At 56.6% G+C, this 8,677-nt stretch carries 10 protein-coding genes and 1 pseudogene; 7 read left to right on the top strand and 4 right to left on the bottom strand.

The features are described 5' to 3' along the window. Positions 1-801 precede the first annotated feature (801 nt). Entirely contained in the window at positions 802-1,065 is a 264-nt protein-coding gene (locus JNB91_RS29380; RefSeq protein ID WP_220328971.1) for a hypothetical protein, read from the top strand. Positions 1,066-1,133: 68 nt separating this feature from the next. Here the strand turns inward: JNB91_RS29380 and JNB91_RS31050 are convergent. Continuing rightward, positions 1,134-1,316: pseudogene (locus JNB91_RS31050) on the bottom strand (hypothetical protein); the annotation flags it as partial. A 157-nt stretch (positions 1,317-1,473) separates the two neighbouring features. Here JNB91_RS31050 and JNB91_RS29375 point away from each other — a divergent pair. The 4 genes from JNB91_RS29375 (at position 1,474) to JNB91_RS31825 (ending at position 4,085) form a co-directional block, all read left to right on the top strand. Further along, positions 1,474-2,067, top strand: a complete 594-nt coding sequence (locus JNB91_RS29375; protein ID WP_220328970.1) for a DUF6088 family protein — start codon at positions 1,474-1,476, stop codon at positions 2,065-2,067. Next, positions 2,060-3,073 carry a nucleotidyl transferase AbiEii/AbiGii toxin family protein gene (locus JNB91_RS29370; RefSeq protein WP_220328969.1) on the top strand — a complete coding sequence of 338 codons (1,014 nt, stop codon included), beginning with the start codon at positions 2,060-2,062 and terminating at the stop codon, positions 3,071-3,073. Before JNB91_RS29375 ends, JNB91_RS29370 begins: the two co-directional genes overlap by 8 nt. A gap of 137 nt (positions 3,074-3,210) precedes the next feature. After that, a complete protein-coding gene (locus JNB91_RS29365; protein WP_262928045.1) occupies positions 3,211-3,411 on the top strand; it encodes an SOS response-associated peptidase in 201 nt (66 codons plus the stop codon). A gap of 149 nt (positions 3,412-3,560) precedes the next feature. Then, entirely contained in the window at positions 3,561-4,085 is a 525-nt protein-coding gene (locus JNB91_RS31825) for a PAS domain-containing protein (protein WP_220328967.1), read from the top strand. Here the strand turns inward: JNB91_RS31825 and JNB91_RS29355 are convergent. From JNB91_RS29355 to JNB91_RS29345, 3 genes are all read right to left on the bottom strand, one after another. After that, positions 4,031-4,228, bottom strand: coding sequence for a hypothetical protein (locus JNB91_RS29355; protein ID WP_220328976.1), 198 nt, complete (start codon positions 4,226-4,228; stop codon positions 4,031-4,033). The two genes, JNB91_RS31825 and JNB91_RS29355, sit on opposite strands and share 55 nt — an antisense overlap. Before the next feature lie 245 nt (positions 4,229-4,473). After that, entirely contained in the window at positions 4,474-4,767 is a 294-nt protein-coding gene (locus JNB91_RS29350; RefSeq protein ID WP_220328966.1) for a hypothetical protein, read from the bottom strand. 611 nt (positions 4,768-5,378) lie between these two features. After that, entirely contained in the window at positions 5,379-6,560 is a 1,182-nt protein-coding gene (locus JNB91_RS29345; protein ID WP_220328965.1) for an SMP-30/gluconolactonase/LRE family protein, read from the bottom strand. Between the two features lie 303 nt (positions 6,561-6,863). Here JNB91_RS29345 and JNB91_RS29340 point away from each other — a divergent pair, with 303 nt between their 5' ends. Continuing rightward, entirely contained in the window at positions 6,864-8,039 is a 1,176-nt protein-coding gene (locus tag JNB91_RS29340; RefSeq protein WP_220328964.1) for a zinc-dependent alcohol dehydrogenase, read from the top strand. A gap of 14 nt (positions 8,040-8,053) precedes the next feature. Continuing rightward, a complete protein-coding gene (locus tag JNB91_RS29335) occupies positions 8,054-8,641 on the top strand; it encodes a hypothetical protein (protein WP_220328963.1) in 588 nt (195 codons plus the stop codon). Positions 8,642-8,677: the final 36 nt, after the last annotated feature.

Genomic DNA, 8,677 nt, shown 5'->3' with positions numbered 1-8,677 from the left:
AACGAAATCAATCACCCCTGACAGCAACCAGGCTGGCGGAAATCGATCGAGCCCGCTGTCCGCGACTTAGCGAAATGCTTGTCCGCGACTTGCTGAAATCGCTGTCCCGATTCATCGAAATCCGCAATAGCCCAACTGGGAGATTACGCAATCTTACCAGGTAGTTTAGGTGGCCGATGCGCGCACGTCATTTGAATTAGGGTAAATCTGACGCCCGGAACTAAACTACCTATCTTATTTCCTGAGATAGCTCTTCGCTCCGCTATCGGAGTAGCAGAAACGACCTCCTCTGGGGCCAACGCAGTAGTTGCCAGACCTACAGGAGCATTCGCCCGATACAGCCGGGCTCATTTGATCCGCAGTATTGTTGAGCAGTCCCAACGCTCCAGCGCCTGAGGCCGAACAGCTCTTTTTGCTCGCGCTGACCGAGCCGTCATTGCATATGAAGGTCTCCCCCCTGCACCCTGCTATACCACCTTTGCTACCGCTGCATGGATAGTTCGCAGCTTCAACATTGAGACTGACGAACAGAACAACGATGAGCGCCCAGCTGAAAGCCAAGGCCCGACAGATCCGATTATTTAAAAAGACATGCATTCTTCCGTCAGTTTGATCACTCTGAACAAACCGCCCCATCCCAGCTTCTAACAGCTCCGGAGCCAACCACTACAAATGCGCGAATGCAACGTATTTACACGTTATTGATTAACGGCATACAGAACGTTGGTCTCCCTCCAACAGTGCCATGATGCAGCTTTGCCATGGCATCCTCCATCATGGAATGGTGATAGAAAGACGTCGATGACATTAGGTGAACTTATCAGCATTTATCGCCCGCACCTCCTGGACGAGACCGTGGGTGTCCAACGTAGTTGGGAGGATACCTTCCGTTACACCCTGAAATTCTACCCACTGGACACCCTGCTTGAGAAATTCGACCTGGATGTTCTGGCGACCAAAATGGATGCCTCAGGGATCAATCCCCAATTCGTGGCGGGATACGTCGAACGCTGGCGCCGTCTACTCGACAGGGTCCACGAGCTGGAAGCATCCAGACAACCGTAAATGCATCCTGAGATGCCAGGCCCAGTGCCCTGTCAGCGCGATGCCTTTCGTTTTTTGGAAATTACAGATCAGGCGCCGGGAGGTTTGGACTGAACCGCGCTGCTCTCAACTGCGGCCCAAAAGCGCTCGGCAAGTTCTGACAACCGAGACACCATCTTCGCGACTAGGTCCGCCGCCCGCTCGCCTATTACAACGCAGGGTGCCATAGAGTTACCTGTGGTAATCCTCGAAATGATAGAGAAATCGGCGATGCAGAAGGTGGTCTGGAGCCGCTGGCGTCAGTGCTTACAAGACGCGAGGTGGTATGATCGACCACCTAAGAGATCCTCGGCCAAGATGAAAACGGAGAGAAGGTCTTTCGTTGCAAACTGTCAGAAAACTGCATATATTTCTGACAGGAGCATTGCCATGCAACGACTGACGACACAGATCATGGCCCATGCCGAACAGTTGCCGGAAGGAACGGCGCTGTCCGCGAAGGCCTTCCTGCATTTGGGAAACCGCGCCGCGGTAGACCAGGCTTTGTCGCGTCTGTATGAGCGCGGCGAGCTCGTTCGAGCCGGTCGGGGGATCTATCTCAAGGCGATCAAGAGCCGTTTCGGAAGCAGGCCGCCGACCGTCGAGCAGGCCGTCGAAGCCGTTGCGCGCCAGCGTGGCGAGGTGATCGTTTCGAATGGTGCTGCAGCTGCAAACTCGCTGGGCCTGTCCACTCAGGTGCCGATCCGGTCGATCTATCTCACATCCGGCCGCAGCCGAACCATGACTGTCGGTAGCCAGACGGTCGAGTTGAAGCACGTGCCGCGCTGGCAGCTCGCCTTGGCGAACAAGCCTGCTGGCCTCGCGGTCCGCGCGCTGGCATGGCTTGGTCCGGAAAAGGCCGAAGAGGCACTTCCGAGCATAAAGCGGAAGCTTTCCGCCGAGGCGTTCGGCGAACTCGTTGCAGCCGCCCCTCAGTTTCCCAGCTGGCTTGCCCGCAGTGTAGGAAAGGCCGCTTATGGCTGAACAGTTTTTGCAGCTGTCCCGGGACGATCGGAGAGATGTTCTTGCGATCGCCGCGGAGAAGACCGGGCGGCCGATCCATCTTCTGGAAAAGGACGCCTGGGTCGTCTGGGCGCTTCAAACCCTTTATGGAACGACGCTCGGTGACCACCTCGTCTTCAAAGGCGGCACGTCCCTCTCGAAAGCCTACAACGCCATCCGCAGATTTTCGGAAGATGTCGACCTGACCTACGATATCCGCCAACTCGCTCATGATCTAGTGGGCGAGAACAAGCAGGCGTTGCCGGAAACCAGAAGCGAGGAAAAACGCTGGTCGAGCGAGGTCCGCAAGCGCTTGCCGGATTGGGTTTCGGAAACCGTGAGCCCGATCATTGTCGATGCGATCAGCGCCCAGTCGCTTCCGGCCACCGTCCGTGTCGAGGCCGACAAGCTTTTCATCGACTATGAAGCAGTTGCCGGAGGATCTGGCTATGTCGCTCCGAGCGTCATGCTGGAGTTCGGGGCACGCTCGACGGGAGAACCTGCAAGCGTTCGCGACATTTTCTGCGATGCTGCGGGCCTTGTGGATGGCATCGAGTTTCCCACCGCGAAACCGCGGGTCATGCATGCCGAACGCACATTCTGGGAAAAGGCGACGGCGATCCACGTCTTCTGCCTGCAGGAGCGGCTCCGCGGAGAGCGCTTTTCACGCCACTGGCACGATATCGTTCGTCTTGACGATATCGGCATCGCCGACAGCGCGATCGCTGATCGCGACCTGGCCAAGTCGGTGGCGCAGCATAAATCGATGTTTTTCGCCGAGAAAGCGGCTGACAGAACTCTGATCGACTACGAAGCGGCCGTGGGCGGAGGGCTGCAGCTGACACCTTCCGGTGAAGGGAGGGCGGCGCTCCAACAGGATTACGCCCGGATGCTGGAAGACGGCCTTCTGCTGGATGAGGCGGAGACCTTCGACGAACTCCTCACCCGATGCGCCAAAATCCAAGACAAGGCCAATGCCGGCGGCTGAGAAAGGCGTCCAAGATCGCGGGAAGCCAACTGAGATGACAATTCACGCGATGGCTGACTGTCAATCGGCTCGGAATGTTGACCCCTTATCGGCGTCCAATATTAAATATTCCACACGATGACGTAATTGCTGAGCCGATGACGAAGCTGCACGAAAGGCAACCCGCCATTCTTGATCCGGCCGCCTACAAGGAGTGGCTCGATCCATCAACGAGCGGGGCACGCGCGAAAGAACTCCTGGAAAAGCAGAACCTCGACGGAGTGCTGGAGTTTCACCGGGTATCGAGAGATGTGAACTCGTCGAGGTTTACCGGGAAGCCCGAAATGAACCCGCTTTGACCCAGTGGTGATACGGGAGAAACTTTTTCAGTACGGTACCGTACTTTTAGCTTTCTTCTTGCTGCAATGTGATTTTTTGCTTGCCGGGACCGATCTGCCTCTCATTAAATAGCAATTGCTAAAATGACTGTTTCATCGCGTGATTCGTTATGGGTAAAGATCCTGAACTTTTGCAGAAATCTCAGTGTCCCGACCTCTCGGGAGAAATGGGGTTTTATACCTGGAACCTCTCAAGTGATCGCTGCTTTGGTGATGACGTGTTTACTCGGCTTTTCAGCCTCGACCTTCGCGATGTGAAGGAGGGGGTGCCGATCGAACAGATACTGGCGCGGGTCTGGGACCAAGATCGTCCCCGCCTGGCCAGAGCTATCCATCAGGCGATAACGAGTGGCAGTTTCTACACGGAGACGTATCACGTTCTCCAACGGTCTGGCGGGTACCGAGAAATCACGGCTTTCGGTCGTTGTCTTCGTTTTTCGGACGGCACACCGTCACATTATACAGGCTTTGTCGTTGATGCATCCACAAGCCCAGTGGTGACCGGTGAAACCCCTATAGAGGTCCATAGTCGCGCTGCTTTGAGGCTGGCAGAGGATCAGGGCCTTAGTCTTGCTGCGCGTTACTTGAGATCGGTGCTCGGGGTGCTCGACGGAGATGCGCGATCTGGCTCGTAATGGCGGGCAAGCCTCGCCATAGTGGCCGACGTTTTGGCAATGCGTGACGCCGGATGCTCAACCTGAAGACCTGGCTTTTTAAGCTGTTGTAGTGTTTTCAGCAGCGCGGGGAGCGCTTCGGAACCAGCGCCGACTTTTGCCATCACGTTCGCCCTCCTGCGGCATTACGGTGTCAACCTTCAAACATGCTGAAGTGGCCTATTCAGACGCGCCACTGCTTATAGTACGCTAACGGACAAGAACGTAAGAGAATTCTTCAAGTTAGGTTTCCGAGGCGCTCGAGGGTCTTACCCCTCATGCTGGATGCAGTCCGGCTTGAGCCTTTGGGTGCCTCACGACCCGTCCGTCATTTTGCGCGTTAACTTCTTCGCTGACGACCGTGTGGATCTCAATGGAGTGACAGGTTACCCCTGCTCAGGTGAGGAGCCTGGATCTGGATAAGAAACTCGCAGGCAAGCTCGATCGCCTTACTCATCGAGCACTCGTCAACATCGACAGGCACGTCTCGGAACCTCGCCAGGATTTCAACCAGCTTTCGCGCATCTGATGCCCAACGGAGACGTGATGCTTTTGGCGCATCCCGGAACGCACAAAGGACATTGTCGATCATCGCCTGGAACACCAGGCGCCTCCCTTCTGAGTTGAGATGTGCAACTTCGTTTGCCCGGGCAGTCACCTGCATATTCCGCCCCCATCGACTGATGGCGCGCTAACAGCGGCGATCAGAGGAAGTTCCAACTCGAAAATTCGCGAGTTCAATCCGCCTTTATCGAGTCTTGCCGGGCGCTCTCCAAACTATTCCACTGCGACCCAGTCAAAACGCGTGTTCGGATTATTATACATTGTCACATTATTATTATCTAGGTCTTGAAATCGAGTTGCGTGTGGTGTGAGCGCAATTGCCCTTCAGCAGGATCTGTTACTTGCCGAGATGCCGCTCCACGGCATTCAATGGGTCCCAGCCTCCGGCCGGCGGTTGTTGCGGGGCGACCATTTGGCCGTCAGCCATGGACGGCTCCTCCAAGTCAATGAGAACGCCGCACCTTCGCGGATCAGCTCGGTATCGATCCACGCCTATTGGATCTCTATGCACATCGGGTGCAGACCCGCTTTAATCAAAGCCGGCATTTGATGAATGATCTCGGTTTGCGGCCGCCTAACAGAAAAGCCCGTCTTGCAGTTGGATTTTGACTTGATCCGCTGCGCCGATTGACTCGATAGCTCGCTCCTAAGGCGTCGACGAGAACAAGTTGCGCAAACAGCTGCCCAAGATCGAAGTGATTGGACACACGCTCATTTAGGCGGCGCGAATTTGAACAAGGTGAACGAGTCATCCGTCCAGCCCTGATGAAACCAGGGGGAATCCTGGATGTGTGAGGCCGTGATGTACATCGTACCGTCAGGTCCCTGCGTGAACGTATCTGGCCAGCGAAGTCGGTTGTCTTCAAGCAGAGCCGTGACCTTCCTGTCCGGGCCCAGGATTTTGACCCCGTCATTTTGCATCGTGCTGAGATAGATGCGGTTCTGGTTATCGATCCACAACCCGTCAGTCGGCTCTGTGTCCGCGTACTTTTCCGGTTTCGCCGCAGACGGATCCTGGTTAGCCTTCTGCAACGCCTCCGTCGAAATGCGATACATCGTTTTCCCGGTCAGGGCCTTCCAGTACAGCGTCTTCCCGTCAGTGGAAAGCGCGATGCTGTCAGCATTGAATAGAGGTTGGCGGCCGTCGGGTCGGCGAAGCGGCTCGCCGTCCGTATGAACCACGACGTCTTTTTCGAATTGGGTGGAGGAATCAGCACTCAATACACGCCACGCCGTGCCGGAATTAAGATCAAGAACGACCAGACCTCCCGGCATTCCGGAATCGGTGAAGTAGGCGAATGCTCCGTCAGGCGCAATGCGAACATCGTTCAGGTAGCTGGCAGGACCGGCGATATCGTCCGCGAAGGGATATACCCGTTTGACCGTGTTTGTCTTCAAGTCGATCTGAACCAGTTTTGGGCCGTCCTTGATGGTTTTTTCGCTGTTGGGTGCTGCCGGATCAACCACCCAGAGCGAGCCTCTGCCATCTGCGACGACGCTTTGAACCGTGACGAAATGATCCTTAGGCGAGATCTCCGACATCTTCGCGTTGCGCCAGGCATTCCACTCGTCGTTGGGATAGGGCCTGCTCGAGCCGTCCTTCATGACTTCCGCGACGGAGACCGGGACATCTTCCGACCAGCGGGGAAAGTTGACGAAGATCCTGCCTTCCTCCGAGACCGTCACTCCAGTCACCTGATGCTCAAAGGTCGCGACTTCCTGTAATCGCTCATCTGTCTTTCCGGCAACCGGGGCTACCAGCTCCTTCGCCGTGTTGGTCAGCCTTTCCATGGTCTGGGCATCGGCATGATGCGACGATGACAGTGTCGCGATAGCGGCCGCGGCTGACAGGATGCCGCCCCGAAAGAATTTCTTGCACATGCTGGCCTCCATTGGTTGGCGCTCGAACCTTGCCCGCTTCTCAAAGTTCCCTTTCGCACCAGCAGCGTCGACAGTCGCAAATCCTGCCCTTTTTTCCGCGCCGGATCCCCTTCTCTCGCTTAGTTCGCCGACGAGGCCCGCCCAGCTTACAGGTCAGATCTTCAGCACCACTTTCCTGCGAAAGATTTTTGGCCAGGGAACTTCTACAGAACGCCGAAGTTCGCGGGCTGGTGATGAGCCGGTAATGCATGCCTCGATCATGCGCGGAATAATCGGCTCACCGGCTCTCGATTAAAAGCAGAACAGGAGACAGCAATGCGAGCGCTTGTTTGGCATGGAAAAGAAGACATCCGGTGCGACACCGTAACGGACCCCGAAATTGAACATCCGCGTGATGCGATCATCAAGGTTACAAGCTGCGCGATCTGCGGCTCTGATCTCCATCTGTTTCATAATTTCATTCCAGCGATGAAGTCTGGCGACATCATGGGACACGAGATGATGGGCGAGGTGGTCGAAACCGGTTCCGAGATGAACGGCAGCCTCAAAAAGGGCGATCGGATCGTCGTCCCATTCACCATCAACTGCGGTGAATGCGATCAATGCAAACGCGGTAACTTTTCCGTCTGTGAACGGACTAACCGTAATAAGGATTTGGCGGATAAAGCGTTCGGCCACACCACAGCGGGACTGTTCGGCTACACGCACCTGACTGGAGGCTACCCGGGTGGTCAGGCCGAATATCTAAGAGTGCCCTTTGCCGATAAGACCCACATCAAGGTTCCGGACAGCCTGACAGACGAGCAGGTCCTATTTCTCGGCGACATCTTTCCGACCGGGTGGCAGGCGGCCGCACAATGCGACATCGAGCCGAGCGATACGGTGGTCGTCTGGGGCTGCGGTCCTGTCGGCCAGATGACGATCCGCAGTGCCGTGCTTCTGGGTGCTAAGCAAGTGGTTGCCATCGATTGCATCCCGGAACGACTGTCCATGGCTGAAGCTGGTGGTGCGATCACCATCAACTTCGAAAACGACAGCGTTGTCGAGCGGCTCAACGAGCTGACCGATGGCAAGGGACCGGAAAAATGCATTGATGCGGTGGGGTTGGAAAGCCACGTCTCGATGGGTCAGCCGGACACCCTGTTGGACCGCGCCAAGCAGGCGGTGATGTTGGAGAGCGATCGCCCGCACATCCTGCGAGAAATGATCTACGTCTGCAGGCCTGGCGGGATAATCTCCATCCCCGGTGTCTATAGTGGCCTGGTCGACAAGATCCCAATGGGACCGGCCATGAACAAGAGCCTTACATTTCGGATGGGGCAGACGCATGTGCGCCGCTGGACGGACGATCTCCTGCGCCGCATCGAGGAAGGTCAGATCGATCCCTCCTTCGTTATCACCCATACCGTCGGTCTCGAACAGGGGCCTGAGATGTACAAGGTGTTCCGCGACAAGCAGGACAGCTGCATCAAAGTCGTCCTGAAACCGTAAAGTGAGGTCCAACAATGGCTTTTCTTAGCAACATGACTCGGCCGGAAGGTGATCCGAAAGTACTGCATTCCGGCCCTAGCTCCATGAGTTCCTCTGACCGGCTGGCCCACAATCTCGGCTGGTTCAGCATCGGGCTGGGGCTCGCGGAAATCTTCGCGGCGGAGAAGATCACCAGCGCGCTCGGCATGCGCGGCAAGGAAACCCTCGTCCGGGCCTTCGGCATCCGCGAAATCACATCCGGATTCATGACGCTATCTGTGGACAAGCAGGCAGGGCTTGCCAGCCGCATTGTCGGCGACGCGCTCGATATCGCCACTTTGGCAACCGCAGTGCGGCCCGACAATCCCAAGCGGGACAATGCGGCCTTGGCATTGCTGATGGTCGCCGGTGTCACGTTTCTCGACATCGTGGCCACAGGTGCAAACACGATCCGCCATTCACGCCCCACAGGTCAGAGACGGAGCTATCGCGATCGCAGCGGCTTCCCCAAGGGGCTGGAAGCATCGCGTGGCGCCGCCCGCAAAAAGATCGAGGATTTGCGTGCGACCCCGGACCACGAAATCTCCACGGGGAAGGCGCCGACGGCTTCCGGTGAACAATGAGGGCGCCAGCCCATGCCGCACCTGTCCAGACCAACC

It is taken from the genome of Aliirhizobium wenxiniae (genome assembly GCF_019511445.1).
GTDB classification, from domain to species: domain Bacteria; phylum Pseudomonadota; class Alphaproteobacteria; order Rhizobiales; family Rhizobiaceae; genus Neorhizobium; species Neorhizobium wenxiniae_A.
The sequence above is the reverse complement of the archived record's forward strand: the minus strand, read 5'-3'. Positions and strand labels throughout refer to the sequence as shown.

Excerpts from the sequence above, each read along its gene's own strand:
- JNB91_RS29355 (WP_220328976.1), bottom strand. The coding sequence starts at position 4,228 with ATGGCAAAAGTCGGCGCTGGTTCCGAAGCGCTCCCCGCGCTGCTGAAA.
- JNB91_RS29335 (WP_220328963.1), top strand. The coding sequence starts at position 8,054 with ATGGCTTTTCTTAGCAACATGACTCGGCCGGAAGGTGATCCGAAAGTA.
- JNB91_RS29380 (WP_220328971.1), top strand. The coding sequence starts at position 802 with ATGACATTAGGTGAACTTATCAGCATTTATCGCCCGCACCTCCTGGAC.
- JNB91_RS29350 (WP_220328966.1), bottom strand. The coding sequence starts at position 4,767 with ATGCAGGTGACTGCCCGGGCAAACGAAGTTGCACATCTCAACTCAGAA.
- JNB91_RS29345 (WP_220328965.1), bottom strand. The coding sequence starts at position 6,560 with ATGGAGGCCAGCATGTGCAAGAAATTCTTTCGGGGCGGCATCCTGTCA.
- JNB91_RS29365 (WP_262928045.1), top strand. The coding sequence starts at position 3,211 with ATGACGAAGCTGCACGAAAGGCAACCCGCCATTCTTGATCCGGCCGCC.
- JNB91_RS29370 (WP_220328969.1), top strand. The coding sequence starts at position 2,060 with ATGGCTGAACAGTTTTTGCAGCTGTCCCGGGACGATCGGAGAGATGTT.
- JNB91_RS29375 (WP_220328970.1), top strand. The coding sequence starts at position 1,474 with ATGCAACGACTGACGACACAGATCATGGCCCATGCCGAACAGTTGCCG.
- JNB91_RS31825 (WP_220328967.1), top strand. The coding sequence starts at position 3,561 with ATGGGTAAAGATCCTGAACTTTTGCAGAAATCTCAGTGTCCCGACCTC.
- JNB91_RS29340 (WP_220328964.1), top strand. The coding sequence starts at position 6,864 with ATGCGAGCGCTTGTTTGGCATGGAAAAGAAGACATCCGGTGCGACACC.